17 protein-coding genes are annotated in these 16,052 nt (G+C 58.6%); 12 read left to right on the forward strand and 5 right to left on the reverse strand.

The window, feature by feature from the left end; translation table 11 throughout:
* Positions 1-4 precede the first annotated feature (4 nt).
* Positions 5-3,406: an efflux RND transporter permease subunit gene (locus tag GS636_RS07820; RefSeq protein WP_171669062.1), complete on the forward strand. Its 3,402-nt coding sequence runs from the start codon at positions 5-7 to the stop codon at positions 3,404-3,406.
* Here GS636_RS07820 and GS636_RS07825 read toward each other — a convergent pair.
* Both GS636_RS07825 and GS636_RS07830 read right to left on the reverse strand, forming a co-directional pair.
* A complete protein-coding gene (locus tag GS636_RS07825; protein ID WP_171669063.1) occupies positions 3,403-3,822 on the reverse strand; it encodes an NUDIX domain-containing protein in 420 nt (139 codons plus the stop codon). The genes GS636_RS07820 and GS636_RS07825 overlap by 4 nt on opposite strands.
* A 4-nt stretch (positions 3,823-3,826) precedes the next feature.
* Entirely contained in the window at positions 3,827-4,633 is an 807-nt protein-coding gene (locus tag GS636_RS07830; RefSeq protein WP_371808707.1) for a protein-disulfide reductase DsbD domain-containing protein, read from the reverse strand.
* A gap of 150 nt (positions 4,634-4,783) precedes the next feature.
* Here GS636_RS07830 and GS636_RS07835 point away from each other — a divergent pair, with 150 nt between their 5' ends.
* Positions 4,784-5,338 carry a YqgE/AlgH family protein gene (locus tag GS636_RS07835; protein ID WP_171669065.1) on the forward strand — a complete coding sequence of 185 codons (555 nt, stop codon included), beginning with the start codon at positions 4,784-4,786 and terminating at the stop codon, positions 5,336-5,338.
* Here the strand turns inward: GS636_RS07835 and GS636_RS07840 are convergent, their stop codons facing one another.
* Entirely contained in the window at positions 5,339-6,289 is a 951-nt protein-coding gene (locus tag GS636_RS07840) for an L-threonylcarbamoyladenylate synthase (protein ID WP_171669186.1), read from the reverse strand.
* A 139-nt stretch (positions 6,290-6,428) separates the two neighbouring features.
* Between GS636_RS07840 and GS636_RS07845 the strand changes: the two genes are divergently transcribed.
* From GS636_RS07845 to GS636_RS07875, 7 genes are all read left to right on the forward strand, one after another.
* Positions 6,429-8,132: an acyl-CoA dehydrogenase gene (locus GS636_RS07845; protein WP_171669066.1), complete on the forward strand. Its 1,704-nt coding sequence runs from the start codon at positions 6,429-6,431 to the stop codon at positions 8,130-8,132.
* Positions 8,132-9,178, forward strand: coding sequence for an MBL fold metallo-hydrolase (locus tag GS636_RS07850; RefSeq protein WP_171669067.1), 1,047 nt, complete (start codon positions 8,132-8,134; stop codon positions 9,176-9,178). The genes GS636_RS07845 and GS636_RS07850 overlap by 1 nt, the downstream gene beginning before the upstream one ends.
* Positions 9,179-9,184: 6 nt before the next feature.
* The gene (locus tag GS636_RS07855) at positions 9,185-9,637 is read left to right on the forward strand and encodes a DUF6173 family protein (protein ID WP_171093764.1); all 453 of its coding nucleotides are present in this window, start codon (positions 9,185-9,187) and stop codon (positions 9,635-9,637) included.
* Between the two features lie 56 nt (positions 9,638-9,693).
* Positions 9,694-11,535: a glycerophosphodiester phosphodiesterase family protein gene (locus tag GS636_RS07860; protein WP_371808708.1), complete on the forward strand. Its 1,842-nt coding sequence runs from the start codon at positions 9,694-9,696 to the stop codon at positions 11,533-11,535.
* Complete coding sequence (locus tag GS636_RS07865) at positions 11,522-12,061, forward strand: hypothetical protein (RefSeq protein ID WP_171669068.1); 540 nt, start codon at positions 11,522-11,524, stop codon at positions 12,059-12,061. Before GS636_RS07860 ends, GS636_RS07865 begins: the two co-directional genes overlap by 14 nt.
* 89 nt (positions 12,062-12,150) lie before the next feature.
* Complete coding sequence (locus tag GS636_RS07870) at positions 12,151-12,285, forward strand: aa3-type cytochrome c oxidase subunit IV (RefSeq protein WP_050604020.1); 135 nt, start codon at positions 12,151-12,153, stop codon at positions 12,283-12,285.
* 17 nt (positions 12,286-12,302) lie between these two features.
* On the forward strand, positions 12,303-12,935 hold the full coding sequence (locus GS636_RS07875) for a hypothetical protein (RefSeq protein WP_171669069.1): 633 nt from the start codon (positions 12,303-12,305) through the stop codon (positions 12,933-12,935).
* Here GS636_RS07875 and GS636_RS07880 read toward each other — a convergent pair.
* On the reverse strand, positions 12,924-13,256 hold the full coding sequence (locus tag GS636_RS07880; protein WP_171183899.1) for an AzlD domain-containing protein: 333 nt from the start codon (positions 13,254-13,256) through the stop codon (positions 12,924-12,926). The two genes, GS636_RS07875 and GS636_RS07880, sit on opposite strands and share 12 nt — an antisense overlap.
* Positions 13,253-13,966 carry an AzlC family ABC transporter permease gene (locus GS636_RS07885; RefSeq protein ID WP_171669070.1) on the reverse strand — a complete coding sequence of 238 codons (714 nt, stop codon included), beginning with the start codon at positions 13,964-13,966 and terminating at the stop codon, positions 13,253-13,255. Before GS636_RS07885 ends, GS636_RS07880 begins: the two co-directional genes overlap by 4 nt.
* Positions 13,967-14,015: 49 nt before the next feature.
* On the opposite strand from GS636_RS07885, the gene GS636_RS07890 reads away from it, so the two are divergent.
* The 3 genes from GS636_RS07890 to mobB are packed head-to-tail and all read left to right on the forward strand — an operon-like array spanning position 14,016 to position 16,043.
* The gene (locus GS636_RS07890) at positions 14,016-14,906 is read left to right on the forward strand and encodes a formate dehydrogenase accessory sulfurtransferase FdhD (RefSeq protein WP_171669188.1); all 891 of its coding nucleotides are present in this window, start codon (positions 14,016-14,018) and stop codon (positions 14,904-14,906) included.
* Positions 14,899-15,555, forward strand: coding sequence for a molybdenum cofactor guanylyltransferase MobA (gene mobA, locus GS636_RS07895; RefSeq protein ID WP_171669071.1), 657 nt, complete (start codon positions 14,899-14,901; stop codon positions 15,553-15,555). The genes GS636_RS07890 and mobA overlap by 8 nt, the downstream gene beginning before the upstream one ends.
* Positions 15,552-16,043, forward strand: a complete 492-nt coding sequence (gene mobB / locus GS636_RS07900; protein WP_171669072.1) for a molybdopterin-guanine dinucleotide biosynthesis protein B — start codon at positions 15,552-15,554, stop codon at positions 16,041-16,043. Before mobA ends, mobB begins: the two co-directional genes overlap by 4 nt.
* Positions 16,044-16,052: the final 9 nt, after the last annotated feature.

Below are 16,052 nucleotides of genomic sequence, written 5' to 3' on the forward strand. Positions count from 1 at the left end.
CGCCATGATGCGCGAGATACCCGGGGCAGCGGGCGGCATTCTCAGTTACTTCACCCGCCATCGGACCGTTGCCAATCTTCTGTTGCTGGTCATGCTGGTTCTGGGTGCGGCGGCCATTCCCAACATGCGGGCGCAGTTCTTTCCCGACGTGGTCTTGGAACGCGTCGATGTCACCGTCTCGTGGGAGGATGGTGGACCCGAAGATATGGATGCGGGGATTGTCCAGCTTCTGGAACCTGCGCTTTTGGCAGTGGAAGGCGTAACAAGTACGGAGGCCAACTCTTACCCCGGTTGGACGCGGATCAGACTTGAGTTTGAACCAAACTGGGATGTATCCCGCGCGGTCGAAGATGTCAGAACTGCGGTGGACGGCGTCTCGGACCTGCCTGAAGACGCCGAAGAACCTAAAATCCAGCGTGGTGTCTGGCGTGACAGGGTGACGGATCTGATCATCAGTGGCCCAACTGACACGACGCAACTTGCCAAACTGACCGATGAGCTGATCAACCGCCTGTTCGCGGCCGGTGTCACCCGCACCAGCATCCGAGGTATTGCTGCACCGCAGATTATTGTCGAGGTGACAACGGCGCAGTTGATTGCAAATGACATCACAATGGCCGAAATCGCCTCGGCCATCGGGGCCGAAGTTAATACGGACCCTGCAGGGGAAGTGGAACGCGCGGGTGCGCGCATTCGGGCTGGGACCGAAAAGCGAAAACCTGAGCAGATCGAAGCCATTGCACTGCGGACCAATGACGATGGGTCGAAGCTGCGGGTTGGCGACATAGCTCGCGTTAGGGTCGAGGGGGTAACGCGCGACCGCAGCTATTTTGTCGGTGATCACCCTGCCATGTCGATCCGGGTTGACCGGTCAAACCAGGGCGATGCCATCGAAATCCAGCACACGGTTGAAGATGTCGCCCGCGAGATGCAGGCCAGTGTGCCCGAAGGCGTAAAGATCGAGTTGATCCGCACCCGTGCTCAGGCCATCACCGACCGGCTGAACATCCTTGTCGACAATGGGCTGATGGGTTTGGGCCTTGTGGTTTGCCTGTTGTTCCTGTTCCTGAATGCACGCATCGCTTTCTGGGTTGCAGCGGGTATCCCGGTGGCCATGTCGGCTGCCATTGCGCTGATGTATCTTGGCGGGTTGTCGCTGAACATGGTGTCATTGTTTGGCCTGATCATTACCCTTGGTATCGTGGTGGATGACGCCATTGTGGTGGGCGAACACGCCGATTTCCGGGCCCGTCGTCTGGGCGAGCCGCCTGTGGTGGCCGCTGAACGCGCAGCCCGGCGCATGGCGATGCCTGTTCTGGCAGCGACCGTCACGACAGTGATTGCGTTCTTTGGTCTGACTCTGGTGGGTGGTCGGTTCGGAGAGCTGATCCGCGATATTCCGTTCACGGTGATTGCGGTTCTGATCGCGTCGCTGATTGAATGCTTTCTTATTCTGCCCAACCATATGGCGCACGCGATTGCGCATTCCGCCAAGGAACACTGGTACGATCTACCGAACCGTGTTGTGAACCGGGGCTTCCGCTGGGTGCGGGACCACCTGTTCCGTCCGTTGATCGCCTGGGTAATCTGGGCGCGATACGTTGTTGTGGCTTTGATGATCGCGATTTTGGCCAGTCAGGTTGCCCTGTTCATCCGTGGCGATGTGAACTGGCGTTTCTTCAACGCGCCTGAACGTAGCTCAGTCAGTGGCGGGTTCATCATGCGCGAAGGCTCGACCCGGTCGGATACGCTGGAAATGATGCGCATTCTGCAGGACGCCACCGACGAGCTGGGCCAGATTTATGAAGAGCGCTATGGCCAGAATCCGATTGAATTTGTTCTGGCCGAGGTCGGGGGCACCGCTGGCCGTGGTCTTGCGGCGGCAGACGGAAAAGACGGCAGCGTGCTGGGTGGCATTTCGATCGAATTGATTGATGCAGACCTGCGGCCCTACTCCAGTTTTGAATTTGTGGGCGAATTGCAGGACTTCGTGCCACGGCACCCGAATGTCGAAGTGTTGACTTTCCGGGGCTGGAGGTCCGGCCCCGGCGGCGATGCCATTGATGTGCAATTTTATGGATCGGATGTGAATGTCCTGAAGGCGGCGTCAGAAGATCTGAAGACCGCATTGTCGAAGTTCTCCGAGGTTTCGGCGCTGGAAGACACTCTGGCCTATGACAAGGAAGAGTTCCTTCTGGACCTGACGGCACAGGGGCAGGCCCTGGGCTTTAGGATCGAAACACTGGGCAGCGCATTGCGCAACCGCCTGACTGGGGTCGAGGCCGCCACATTCCCCGATGGCCCGCGCAGCACCGAAATTCGGGTTGAATTGCCCGAGGGCGAGCTGACGGCAGATTTCCTTGAACGTACTCTGATGCGTTCACCGGATGGGGTTTATGTGCCGCTGGCCGACATCGTTTCCGTTGAGCGAAATTCAAGTTTTTCGATTGTGCGGCGCGAAAACGGCATTCGGGTCGTTTCGGTTACGGGAGATATTTCCGAGGACGACCCGGCGCGTGCGGCTGAAATAGAACGCATGATGCAGGATGAGATACTACCAAACATCGCCGCAGAACGTCAGGTCGAATGGCGTATGTCGGGTCTGAGCGAGCAGGAGAACGAATTCCTTGCCGAAGCGCGCACCGGGTTGATCCTGTGTCTGACCGGGATCTACCTTGTGCTGGCCTGGGTGTTTGCAAGCTGGTCGAGGCCGTTGGTGGTTATGGCGATTATCCCCTTTGGCCTCGTCGGTGCGATCTGGGGGCATTACATCTGGGATGTTCCGCTCAGTATGTTCACGGTGGTCGGATTGCTGGGAATGACCGGGATCATTATCAACGACTCGATTGTGCTTGTGACCACGATAGATGGGTATCAGCAGGATCGCGGTCTGGTGCCGTCAATTGTCGAAGGCACAGCCGACAGGCTGAGGCCCGTTATGCTGACCACACTGACAACGGTTCTTGGGCTTGCACCGCTGCTTTATGAGGGCTCGCAACAGGCACAATTCCTGAAGCCGACCGTGATCACCTTGGTCTATGGGCTTGGGTTTGGAATGCTTCTGGTTCTGATCCTCGTGCCTGCCCTGCTGGCGATCCTCAACGATGTTGCGCGCCCGATGACCGCCATGCGCCGCGCGTTACGCGCACCCGACCGGGTGGTTCGGGGCGCTTTGATGGCGACAGGAGCCGCTTTGGCGGTTTGGTTTGTTCTGACGATGATCTGGCCAACAGTTACCGGTGCGCCGATAGGTATTTTCCAGGGCCTTTATGCTGACGCAGACGGTATCCCGGTTTTACAGATGGGGCTGGGCGCGTTCCTTGCCGGAGCCCTGCCTATTCTGGTGCTGAGCATGGTACTGTCTGCGTTGTTCTATGGTCGGTTCACCCGTTCAGCGGGAACCTAACCGTCACGCAGAGCGAATTCCATCAGATCGGCAACCCGCGCGCTCATCGGCAGGTCGCCTTCGCGTATCTGTTCGATCGGAAACCAACGTGCATCCAGTGCGTCGTCGCCAGCTTCGGGCGCGCCAGAGAGATACGTGCAGGCGACACCGACCAGAAGGTAGTGGGACAGAACTTGCCCATTGGGGTCGTGCCGCAGAAGATCCAGATTCTTGAGATAGTGTGACGGCTCTGCAATCACCGATGTTTCCTCGCGCAGCTCGCGCTGTGCTGCTTGCAGAACGGTCTCGCCCCATTCCACATGCCCGCCCGGAAAGCCCCACAACCCGGCATCCGGCTGTTTGCTGCGCTGTACCAGAAGCACCTGATCCTGATGCAGAACAACCGCCAAAGCGCCGATTTTTGGAGTTTGGATCACAAGGTCAGCCCGCGCTGCAGCCCAGAATGTCGACCGCGTGATTGGTGCCCAGAACGGTGATCCGGATTTCAGACCGGTCCAGCGCGAAAGGTGCACCAGACGCGTTGATGATTTCAGCCTGCGCCACCAGCGTACCGCCCTCGCGTTGCGAGACCGGTTGCGATGCCCAGAGAACCGGGTTTCCCGGCTCGATCACTGCGACTTCGCGGCCCCCCGCAGACGGCATCGTCACCCGAGCTTCGATTTGAATTCCGTCTTGAGTTGGCGTGAGATTACACGTGGCCTTGCTGACACGGGCTTCCTGCGCCGAGTAGGGACGTTGCGCCAGAGCCGCCGCAATGGCCGGGTTGCGGCCTGCTTCTGAGTCCAGTGTGTGGTCAAAGCCCAAACGTTCCGGGATACACACATCCTTGCAAACGCCCAGATCCATCTCACCTTGTAGGCGTACGGGTTTGGCAGGGTTTCGCGGTGTAATTTCAATCGGCAGGATCAGCTGGTTTTCATAGCCGATCGACTGCAAGCCATTCTGGTCAAAAATCTCGGGCGCGGGCCAGGTGATGTCCACATGCCCAACGTTGCTTGAGCGTTTCCAGTCGAACTGGGGCGGGATGCCAGCATCACCGGGCGCGCGCCAATAGGTTTTCCAGCCGTCTTTGAGGGTTAGCCTCAGGGCGCTCAGATACGTGCCGTTTGCGGTTCGACCGCCGTCCAGAACATCCAGTTGCACCACACCGTCCAAACTCTGTGCGGTGGCAGCAGAGGACAGGGTCAGGCAAGCAAACGCAACGGCGGCTGTGGATTTGATCGACATCTTCATCCCTCATACATGCGCGGGCTGGGGCCGGATTCCAAGTCACGATCCGGTCACTGCAATGAAATCTGTCGAATTACCCGTTGTTCTCTTGCAAACACAGGGGTGGCGGGGCCATTGTTGACAGAGTCGAGAAAGAGATGACGTCCCATGGATCTGACCGGAAAACTGTTGATTGCGATGCCCGGTATGGGCGACCCGCGATTCGAACATTCGGTGGTTTACATGTGCAGCCACGGCGATGACGGCGCCATGGGGCTGATCATCAACAAACCCTCGGACCTGCGCATCAAGACCTTGCTGGGCCAATTGAACATTGCGTGCCGTATTCCGGTTGTTGGCGAACGGCTGGTTCATTTTGGCGGCCCTGTCGAGATGTCGCGCGGCTTTGTTCTGCACAGCGCGGACTATGAAGCAAACTTGCATTCGATGCAGATCTCGGAAGAGTTCAGCATGACCGCGACGCTGGATGTGCTGGAAGACCTTGCCTCTGGCGTGGGGCCGCTGAATTCGATGTTGGCACTGGGTTATTCCGGCTGGGGTCCAGGTCAGCTTGAAGATGAAATCGCGATGAATGGCTGGCTGACCACTGATGCAGCTTCCAAGCTGGTCTTCGACGTGCCGGATGATGAAAAATGGGAGGCTGCGCTGGCAACCTTGGGCGTGGATCCTTTGACGTTGTCCGCCAGCGCCGGCCGCGCCTGATCAGCAGTCGCGTGGCGCTGCCGCGCGTCGCAGCCTGTCGTTGATAGCTGTGCCCAATCCAGTATCAGGGATCAGAGAAACGGCGATTGGTCTGCCTGTCTTGTTCAATTCATGCAAGCAGGCAAAAAGGTTTGCGGCGGCCTCAGTCAGGTTGCCGTCCACGGACAGGTTCAAATCACAATCCACCGGGCCAAAGCCCAGCAAGACCTCATCCCCCTGGCGCGATCCCGCATTCAGGCGGACTGGCGCGTCCGGCGCGTAATGTGATTGCAACTGTCCCGGAGCGGTGAGCAGATCACCGGATTGATGCAGGTGCAGATGTACCCCCAGTTCCTGTTCGATCTGTTCCAGCGCGACGCCGCCGGGTCGTAGTAATGTGGGCTGTCCGGCCAGGCCGACGATTGTGGATTCCACGCCAACGCCGCACGGCCCGGCGTCCAGAATTGCGGCGATCCTGCCGCCCAGACCCGACCACACGTGATCTGCTGTTGTGGGGCTGATCTGCCCTGACGGGTTTGCCGAAGGTGCCGCAATCGGCCCGTCGAATGCTGTCAACAAGGCGCGCGCGGTGGGATGCGCAGGCACCCGAACCGCCATCGTGTCCAAACCGGCCGTCACAAGCGAGGATATTCCGTGCCCGTCGCGCAGCGGTAAAACCAGAGTAAGCGGACCGGGCCAGAAGGCGCGCGCCAGTTGTTCGGCCTGATCGGACCATTGCACAAACCTTTGCGCCGCGCTGGCCGAGGCGACATGGGCGATCAGCGGGTTGAAGCTGGGCCGCCCCTTGGCTTCGTAAATCGACGCGACGGCCTCTCCGTTTCGGGCGTCTCCGCCTAGCCCATAAACCGTTTCGGTGGGCAGGGCGACAAGAAGGCCCTGACGCAACAAATCTGCCGCCCGCGCGATGCCGTCGGGATCAGCCGTCAGTTCCTGAGTGCCGGATGAGATCATATCTGGTGACGCCGCGTTTTGGTTGCCTGAAACATGAGGAACAGTAGGTAATCGATCAAGACCCATACGCTTACCGGCGCTTGTCCCTGATTCCAAGCCCGTCGACGTATTCTGATCCTCTAGACGTTCGAGAGTTGTCATGCCCTATCGCGCCCCAATCTCAGACTATCAGTTTCTGCTGCACCGTGTGGTCGGGTTCGACCAGATCGCTGCGACCGAAAAGTTCGCCGAGGCCAGCATCGATGTCGTGAACGCAATCCTGACCGAAGCCGGAAAGATGTGTGAAGAGGTTATGGCCCCGTTGCAGCGCACCGGTGATCTGGACCCTGCGCGTCTTGAAAACGGCGTGGTCAAAAGCCCCGAGGGATTTGCAACGGGCTGGAAGGCGATCGCCGAGGGGGGGTGGATTGGAATGAGCGGTGATCCCGAACACGGTGGAATGGGCTTGCCGATAACCATCGCAACAGCCGTAAACGAAATGATGAGCGCAGCGTGCCTGTCCTTGCAGGTCGCGCCGTTGATGAGCCAGGGCCAGATCGAGGCGTTGGAACATCACGCCAGTGAAGACCTCAAGGCCCTTTATTTGCCCAAATTGATGTCGGGTGAGTGGTCGGGAACAATGAACCTGACCGAACCACAGGCTGGTTCGGATGTGGGCGCATTGACCACCAAGGCTGAGCCGAACAGTGATGGGACGTATGCGATCACAGGGCAAAAGATTTACATCTCGTGGGGCGACAACGACTTTGCCGGAAATGTCTGCCACCTGGTGCTGGCCCGTTTGCCGGATGGTGTGCCCGGCACAAAAGGAATATCCCTGTTCTTGGTGCCAAAGCATCTGCCGGATGCGAACGGGAACCCTGGCGTAGCCAATGACCTGCATGTGGTATCTCTGGAACACAAAATGGGCCTGCACGGCTCACCCACCTGTGTGATGCAGTATGATGGAGCCAAAGGCTGGCTTGTTGGACAAGAGCATGGTGGCATGGCCGCAATGTTCACCATGATGAACAACGCGCGTCTGGGCGTGGGCGGACAGGGCGTCGGCGTTGCGGAAGGCGCTTATCAACATGCGCTGGCTTATGCGCAGGATCGCAAGCAGGGCAAAACGCCGTCAGGTGCAATCATCGACCATGCGGATGTGCGTCGAATGCTGATGGACATGCGGGCTGATGTTTTCGCGGCGCGTGCCATTTTGGTGTCCAATGCTGCCGCGATAGACATGGCCGAGGCCACCGGAGACGCAGACTGGGTTGCACGCGCGGCCCTGTTGACGCCGATTGGCAAAGCGTTTGGAACGCAAACAGGCATACGCGTGGCCGAAACCGGTGTTCAGGTGCATGGCGGCATGGGGTATATCGAAGAAACCGGGGCCGCGCAGTTCTATCGCGATGTCCGGGTGACTGCGATTTACGAAGGTACAAACGGAATTCAGGCGATGGATCTTGTCGCACGCAAGATGATAGATGGGGGCGAGGCAGCGTCGAACCTTCTGGACGAGATTGAGGATCAGGCCGAGCGCGCCCGCGCCACTATGCCCGATTTGGCGGGTCCGGTCTGGGAGGCCACTGAAACACTGCGCGAGGCGACCGAATGGCTTGTGGCGCAGGACAATATGAACGACCGCTTTGCAGGTGCGGCGGCGTATTTGCAGGCTTTTGCCCGCGTGCTGGGCGGGCATTACCACCTGACTGCAGCTCTGGCTGACCCTGATGGACCTCGGGCCAAGTTGGCGCGATACTATATCAACGCTTTGCTTCCCGAACATTCTGGTCTTTTGGCCCGTGCTCAGGGTGGGGCGGATGATCTTTTTGCGCTGAGCGTGGACGAGTTGGCAGCCTGATGGACGGGGATCGCGTATTGGGAATCAGATATCCGTGGGCCGAACCGCCCGCACCAGGCGAGGCTATCCAGATTGCCGACGGGGTTCTTTGGATGCGCCTGCCGCTGCCAATGGCTCTGGATCACGTCAATATCTTTGCTCTGGACGATGGTGATGGCTGGACGGTAATTGACACCGGCCTGTCCTCGAACAAGACACGGCGCATCTGGCAAACCTTGATGGACGGCCCTTTGGTGGGCAAACCGATAAAACGCGTGGTTGTCACGCATCATCACCCAGATCACGTGGGCAACGCCGGGTGGTTTCAGTCGGAACACGGGGCTGAGCTGGTGACCAGCAGAACTTCATGGTTGTTTGCGCGGATGCTGACGCTGGATGTGCAAGAGACATGGCCGCAGGAGACGCTTGATTTCTATCGTAGTGCTGGCATGTCACCCGAAGTGCTGAACGCAAGAATGCGGGATCGTCCATTCAATTTTGCCGACACGGTCTATCCCATGCCGCTGGGCTTTACGCGCATACAGCAGGGTGACGTGTTCCGCATGGGCGGGCGCGACTGGGATGTGCATATGGGCAACGGCCACGCCCCGGAACACGCCACGTTCTGGAGCCGCGATGACAATCTGGTTCTTAGTGGCGATCAGATACTCAGCTCGATCAGCCCCAATCTGGGTGTCTATGCAACCGAGCCCATGGCCGACCCGGTTTCGGCCTGGATGGAAGCGTGCGAGCGACTTCAAGCACTGGCCCAACCTGATCATCTTGTTCTGGGAGGGCACAAACTGCCCTTTACCGGGCTGCCTTTGCGCATGAAACAGCTGATCGATAACCACCACAGTGCGTTGGAGCGTTTGCTGGACCATCTGGACGAACCGAAATCCGCCGCCGATTGTTTTCTGCCGCTATTCAAACGCACAATCCGCGAAGGTGAATATGGGCTCGCGCTGGTCGAGGCGGTTGCACATATGAATCATCTCTACCACATTGACGCTGTGACCCGAACGCAGCGTGCGGACGGGGCTTGGCTGTATCAGCGCAAAGGGTAGAAAAGAATGCAGGACCAGATTGAAACCTCGGCCGAGGCCGCCGAAGCCGCCGCCTTGCCGCGCTGCCATGAGGTTCACGCCGATCCAAAAGCCGAGTCCGGCACTAAAACCCTTCCTGAGCCTTTGAACAAGCCGGTGGAAAACAAAAGCCCCGCGCAATGGGCTTATGAACGACTGATCATGTATATCCAGAACTTTGAAAAAACACTGGATGGCGACCACGAGGTCGCAATGGGCTTTACCGGTGGGGATGCTGGTGTGATGCGGATCGAAGGTATGGGATATTTCGACCCCGATATGATCACGTTCTATGGCTCGGACGGGGCAGGGGCTCGCACGCAATTGGTGCAGCACGTCAGCCAGTTGAACGTAATGCTGCGTGCGTTGCCCAAATCGGTCGAAGATAAGCCCGCAAACCGCATCGGTTTCCGTCTGGCTGCTGATCTGGAAGACAGCTGACTTGCAATTCACGCTTGCGCGCCTTTGAATGAGTGCATCATTTCGGAGGCCGCCGCGTGAGCAGATTTTTTCAAGCCGTTTCACATGCCTATGCCGGGGCCTGGGCCCGGCGTATGGTCTTTGTCCCGATCTATATTGCTGTGCGTCTGCTGCTGGTGGCGCTCATCGCGCCAGGTGTCGCGGTGGCGGTCAACTTGGCGGTTTCGCTGTCGGATCAGACGGCGCTGACGGATCAGGACATTGCAATGTTCCTGTTGTCTCCGGCAGGGTTTATCGCGGGTATCGCGGTTCTCAGCCTGTTTTTGCTGGCCGAAGTCTTTGTGTTCTCGGTTATGGCCGGGTCTTTGCGCATGGGCGAAAGCGACCCTTGGCGCGCGGGCAGCGCGGCGCTGGCGCTGAACCTGTCCCGCTTTCCGGCGCTGTTTGGGTTTGCGGTTCGGTTTATTTTGCGCGTGCTGTTGCTTGCCCTGCCATTTGTGGCCGCCGCGGGGCTGATCGCGTGGTGGACGCTGACGGAATATGACATCAACTACTACCTGACTTTCCATCCGCCCGCCTTTCAGGTGGCGGTGGTCCTGATTGGATTGGTGGTTCTGGCGCTGGCTTGGGTTTTGATCCGACGTCTATCCGGTTGGGCACTGGCCCTGCATCTGGTGCTGTTTGAAGATGCGTCACCTCGAGTGGCTTTCTCGCAAAGCGAGCAGAGGATGGAAGGCCAGCGTGGGCGATTAAAGATCGAACTTGCCCTGTGGCTGGCGACGCGGCTTGTCATTGCGGCTTTGATCGCAGGGGTGGCCAGCCTTTTGTTTGCGCTGGTGCCGATACAGGAAGGCGGCAGCCTAAGGCTTGCGCTGATCTTTAGTCTCATCATCGCAGGGCTTTGGTCTTTGGCGGGGTTGGTTCTGGCGGCGACGGCGTTGGGCGCACTTGCTGTTTTGCTGGACGGGTTTTTTGATTCAGAGGCCAAGGAAGTTGCTCACCCTGAACCCAGGAAAATCCGCGCGCCCGTATTTGTAACCGTCGCAGCTGCGCTGGCCGCATTGGGTATTGGCCTTTGGTTCGGGCAGGGCCTGCTGGAACGTGTGCAGGCTCCGGATCACGCCGAGGTGATCGGCCACCGGGGTGCAGCGGCTATACGGCCTGAAAACACCATGGCTGCGGTGTTGAAGGCGATCGAGGATGGCGCGGATTGGGTCGAGATTGACGTGCAGGAAACGGCCGATGATGTGGTCATCGTGGCCCATGACAGCGATTTCATGAAGCTGGCAGGCGTCAACCTGAAGGTCTGGGACGCCACTATGGAGGACGTGGCCGACATCGATATTGGCAGCTGGTTCGGGCCGGAATATGCCTCGGAACGCACGCCGACCCTGCGCGAGGTTTTGGAAGCGGCCAAGGGCAAGTCCAAGGTCCTGATTGAGCTGAAATACTATGGTCACGATGTCGATCTCGAAAACCGGGTGATCAATCTGGTGGAAGAGCTGGGGATGCAGGACGACATTGCCACCATGTCGCTGAAGTATCCGGCGGTGCAAAAGATGAAGAAGCTGCGCCCTGACTGGCGGTCCGGCGTGTTGGCGGCCACTGCCGTTGGGGACCTGTCGGGCCTGGAAGGCGAATTCGTCGCAGTCAATGCAGGGATGGTGACACCGGGGCTGATCCGAAAGGTGCAGGACGCTGGCAAGGATATCTATGTCTGGACGGTGAATGATCCGTTGCAGATGTCCAAAATGGCCTCAATGGGTGTGGACGGGTTAATCACCGACCGCCCTGCAATGGCCAACGAGGTCTTGCGCGTGCGAGCTGAAATGGGGCCAGGTGAGCGGTTGTTGCTGTGGCTGGCAACAACGTTTGGATTGCAGGTCGATACCGAGGCAATGCGTGATGAAAGCCCTTAATTTAACACTGTTCGTATCATTGCTGCCGCTGCCTGCCTTGTCTCAGGATCTGATGCGCAGTTTTGAGTTGCCGTCGCACCATGCCCTTGTGGACCAAAGCCTAAGCGCCGAGTTGACCGCGTTTGAAACCGACGGCTGTTCGGGCGGACTGTCGGCCAGTTGGCGCTGGGTCGCCAAGCAGTTCCCCCAAGTCGGCGAGCTGTATGAAGAGCACCCGCCATGGGAATATTGTTGCGTGACCCATGACCAAGCCTACCACAACGCGGGCGGCGCGGTGACGGCAGAGGAAAGCTATGATGCGCGTCTTGCAGCGGATGATGCCTTGCATGCTTGTGTGGTGGAACACGGAAATCGCTATGCTGAAGATTATGCCGAACGTTACGAAATGACGCCCAAGCAGATTCGCGACGTGCACGCGATTACAGCGGATGCGATGTATGGTGCCGTGCGATTTGGCGGTGGGCCATGCAGTGGCCTGCCGTGGCGGTGGGGGTTTGGGTATCCGGGGTGTTCGATCCTCAGGTAAGCATACCCTGCGCGCGAATGACGTGGTGACAGGCGTTTGGTTTTCTATTATCCAACAGATCAAACACGCGAACTGGGATTCTGAGACTCATGGCTGAACACAAGCACGGCGAAATGGACATCACCGTCCAAACCAAAACTTTCAACGGTTTCATCAAGGCCACCACATGGTGTGTGGTTGCGATTGCTTTCCTGTGTCTGTTCCTGGCGGTTTTCGCCTCCTAAGCATTTCGGGGGCAACGTTGCTCAGGATTTTGATTGCCTGCCTGTTGGCAGCAACTGTGGCTGGCTGCGCAAGCTCGAATCGCCCGCAAGCGGATAGGGCAGAAATTGTTGCGCGATCCTACAGCGCGCAGGGTCCATCGACGCTGACACTGTACACGATGATCAACACGCGCACTGGTTCGGGTGCGCATACATCCTTGATGATTTCGGGCAGCGAACGGGTGATCTTTGATCCAGCCGGTTCGTTTCGTGCAGACGTGGTTCCGATAAAGGACGACGTTCTTTATGGCATTACCCCGGCGGTCGAGCGAGCTTATCGCAGCTCACACGCCCGCGAGACGCACTATGCCCGCATTCAGACAATTCAGGTGACCCCGCAGCAGGCTGAAATTGCCCTGCAACTGGCCAAACAATCCGGCCCGGTTGCCGGGGCGTTTTGTACCAATTCAACCGCGCAGTTGTTGAAGCAGGTGCCGGGGTTCGAACAGATCGAAGTCACCTTCTACCCTGTGAAACTGTCGGATCAGTTCGGTCAAATTCCAGGTGTCGTAACGCAAGAGTACCGTGAAAATGACGATGCCGATCTGCAAAAAGGGTTGGCTGCGAACAATGCGCTTCTCAATCAGATAGACGCGGATTCAAGTCAGTAGATACAGCAATCCATACAGCGTGGCGGCCCCCGAAAAGATGGCCGCCAGAACGTTTTTGCTGATCACCCCCACAACCAATGCAACGGCTGCCGCTGACATGCGGGGCAGGTCCGGTTGCCCTTCGGTGGCCGAGGGCCAAACGACCAGAGGCGCTATCAGTGCGGGAAGAATGGCGACGGCCGTATAGCGCAGGTGGCGCAGCAGCCAGGGGGGCATAGGGCGATCGCCCACAAGCCCGATAAAGGTAAAGCGCAGTGCGTAACTGCCCACCGCCAGGCCCACAATAATGATCCACATGGTGGTCGGGTCGATCTGGGTCATGACGGCGACCTCCGTTCCAGCATCAGTTCGGCTTGTGCACCGGCCATCATCCCGGCCATCCCGGCGATCAACAGACCCAGATTGTACGGCACACCCACTGTCAGCAGCGCGACAACTATGGCGACCAATGCCGCGATCACATGTGCCAGGGTGCGCATCATCGGCCCGACCATGGCCAGAAAAGTAATCGGAAGAGCAAAATCCAGCGCCCAGCTTTCCGGGATTTGCGCGCCAAGGACAGCGCCGATAATGGTTGCCAAGATCCAAAGCGGCGTGATCGGTGTAACCGAGCCGAAAAAATATGTCATGCGCTGGGGGATTGTCAGGTCAGGCTCTTTCTCGAACCGCACAATCGAACAGGCATAAGACTGATCAACGATCAGATAGGCGGCACAGGCGCGCTGCCACAGCGGGGCTGCACCCAGATAGGGCGTGAGCGACGCGGAATACATCGCGACCCTCAGGTTCACGGCCAGCGCCGAGATCAACACGATTATTGTTGGAGTTTGATCCTGTAAAAGTTGCAGCGCCGTGAACTGGGCGGCTCCGGCAAAAACGGTCGCCGAAAAGGCGATGGTTTGAACAATATCCAACCCGGCTTCGGTCGCGAAAACGCCGAACAACAGACCAAACGGGACGGCGACAAAGACAAAGGGCGTCCCGTCCCGAAAACCTTTCCAGAAGTACGACTTGGATGTGGCAGTGGCCATGGCTAAATCCTATGGTGACGCATGCAGCAGTAACTGTCTTGAGAAGGGGTTGCAATTGGCCACGGAACTCGACCTGTCAGACTATCTTATCGCGCCCGATCCCGGCGCCGCTCGCCTGACCCGTGCGGTTGTGGGTGTGGACCAGAACGGCGAGGTCAGCCAGATCTCGGTGGTCGAGGAACGCCCGTTGACGATCTTCCTCAATTCTCAGGAAATCGTGACGGCTATGACGATTGGTGACTATCCCGAATATCTGGCGCTGGGCTTCCTGCGCAATCAGGGGATGCTGCTTGCGGATGATCAGATTACCCGTGTGGAGTATGACGACGAGCTTGAGACCGTTGTTGTGCGAACAGCGCGCGAGACATCATACGAAGACAAGCTGAAGAAAAAGACCCGGACCAGCGGCTGCGCCGTCGGAACGGTGTTTGGCGACATGATGGAGGGGCTTGAGGACGTGCAGTTACCGCAGGTTCAGGTGCGAACCTCATGGCTCTACGATCTGGCCTCTAAAATCAACCGCACGCCGTCGCTGTATCTTGAGGCGGGGGCAATTCACGGCACGGTCCTGTGTAATGAAAACCGCCCGCTGGTCTACATGGAGGATGTGGGCCGCCACAACGCCGTCGACAAGATCGCGGGTTGGATGTTGTCCGAAGGCGAGGGTGCGGCGGACAAGATCCTTTACACTACAGGTCGCCTGACATCCGAGATGGTGATCAAAACAGCTATGATGGGTATCCCTGTATTAGCGTCTCGTTCGGGTTTCACCGCTTGGGGCGTCGAGATCGCGCGCGAGGTTGGGCTGACCCTGATTGGCCGGATGCGCGGACAGCGCTTTGTCTGCCTGTCGGGCGAGGACCGCCTGCTGCGCGACGTGGATCCGTCAACCGTTGCGGTCGAAGACAAGAAGCATCGTCGGAAGAGTGCCAATGAGTGACGTGGAAGAAAAGCCTTTGGGCGTCATCCTCGCAGGCGGGCTGGCGACCCGGATGGGCGGCGGTGACAAGGGCCTGTTGCAGATCAATGGGCAAAGCTTGCTCTCACATGTGATTGACCGTTTGTCCCCACAGGTCAGTGGGCTGGCTCTGAACGCCAACGGCGACCCCGAGCGGTTTTCCGATCTGAACCTGCCTGTGCTTCCTGACACAATCGAAGGGTTTGCGGGGCCTTTGGCCGGGGTTTTGGCCGGGCTCGACTGGGCGGCAGAGCAAGGCGCGGACAGCATTGTGACCGCTGCTGCTGACACGCCGTTCTTCCCACGCGATTTAGTGGTGCGGCTGCAAGATGCAGCAGCGGGGCAAGTACACCCTCTGGTTCTGGCCACAACCCCGCGCACCGGGGACGAGGCGCTGAAATCCGGCGGTGGCAAGCGGGTTAACCGGCATCCAACCTTTGGCCTCTGGCCTGTCGCGCTGCGCGACGATCTGCGGGTGGCGCTGACGGACGGGCTGCGCAAGGTGGTGCTGTGGACCGATAAACATGATGGGCGAGAGGCTTTGTTCGACGCCGACCCGTTTGACCCGTTCTTCAACGTCAACACGCCGGCAGATCTGGATCGCGCCCGAACATTGTTGGAGCAGGCATGAGGGTCTTTGGCGTCACCGGCTGGAAGAATGCTGGCAAAACCGGACTGATGGAACGGCTGGTGGCCGAGATCACAGGCCGGGGCGTTACTGTGTCGACTGTCAAACATGCGCATCACAATGTCGATGTGGATCAACCCGGCACCGACAGTCACCGCCACCGCGTCGCAGGGGCCAGTGAAGTTCTGCTTGCCTCAGGTCAGCGCATTGCCGTGATGCAAGAGCTGCGCGGCACGCCAGAGCCCCCTTTGGCCGATCTTTTGGCCCGGCTTTCACCGGTTGATCTGGTGCTGATTGAAGGTTTCAAGCGCGAAGACCATCCAAAAGTTGAAGCTTTCCGCGCTGAGGCGGGCCATGCGCTGATGGCCCCAAAGAACAAGACTATTCGGGCCGTGGCCAGCGACACTCCGCTAGATCTGGACCGCCCGGTTTTCGACTTGGACGACACTGCCGGAATTGCCGACTTCATCCTCAAAGAGGTCGGTTTGTGAGCCTGTTCC

The sequence above is a fragment of the Ruegeria sp. HKCCD4884 genome (assembly GCF_013110855.1).
Lineage (GTDB): Bacteria > Pseudomonadota > Alphaproteobacteria > Rhodobacterales > Rhodobacteraceae > Ruegeria.

Coding starts and splice junctions, on each gene's coding strand:
- mobA (WP_171669071.1), top strand. CDS start 14,899: ATGAGTGACGTGGAAGAAAAGCCTTTGGGCGTCATCCTCGCAGGCGGG.
- GS636_RS07835 (WP_171669065.1), top strand. CDS start 4,784: ATGGATCTGACCGGAAAACTGTTGATTGCGATGCCCGGTATGGGCGAC.
- GS636_RS07855 (WP_171093764.1), top strand. CDS start 9,185: ATGCAGGACCAGATTGAAACCTCGGCCGAGGCCGCCGAAGCCGCCGCC.
- GS636_RS07865 (WP_171669068.1), top strand. CDS start 11,522: ATGAAAGCCCTTAATTTAACACTGTTCGTATCATTGCTGCCGCTGCCT.
- GS636_RS07840 (WP_171669186.1), bottom strand. CDS start 6,289: ATGATCTCATCCGGCACTCAGGAACTGACGGCTGATCCCGACGGCATC.
- mobB (WP_171669072.1), top strand. CDS start 15,552: ATGAGGGTCTTTGGCGTCACCGGCTGGAAGAATGCTGGCAAAACCGGA.
- GS636_RS07870 (WP_050604020.1), top strand. CDS start 12,151: ATGGCTGAACACAAGCACGGCGAAATGGACATCACCGTCCAAACCAAA.
- GS636_RS07830 (WP_371808707.1), bottom strand. CDS start 4,633: ATGTCGATCAAATCCACAGCCGCCGTTGCGTTTGCTTGCCTGACCCTG.
- GS636_RS07845 (WP_171669066.1), top strand. CDS start 6,429: ATGCCCTATCGCGCCCCAATCTCAGACTATCAGTTTCTGCTGCACCGT.
- GS636_RS07850 (WP_171669067.1), top strand. CDS start 8,132: ATGGACGGGGATCGCGTATTGGGAATCAGATATCCGTGGGCCGAACCG.
- GS636_RS07880 (WP_171183899.1), bottom strand. CDS start 13,256: ATGACCCAGATCGACCCGACCACCATGTGGATCATTATTGTGGGCCTG.
- GS636_RS07885 (WP_171669070.1), bottom strand. CDS start 13,966: ATGGCCACTGCCACATCCAAGTCGTACTTCTGGAAAGGTTTTCGGGAC.
- GS636_RS07820 (WP_171669062.1), top strand. CDS start 5: ATGATGCGCGAGATACCCGGGGCAGCGGGCGGCATTCTCAGTTACTTC.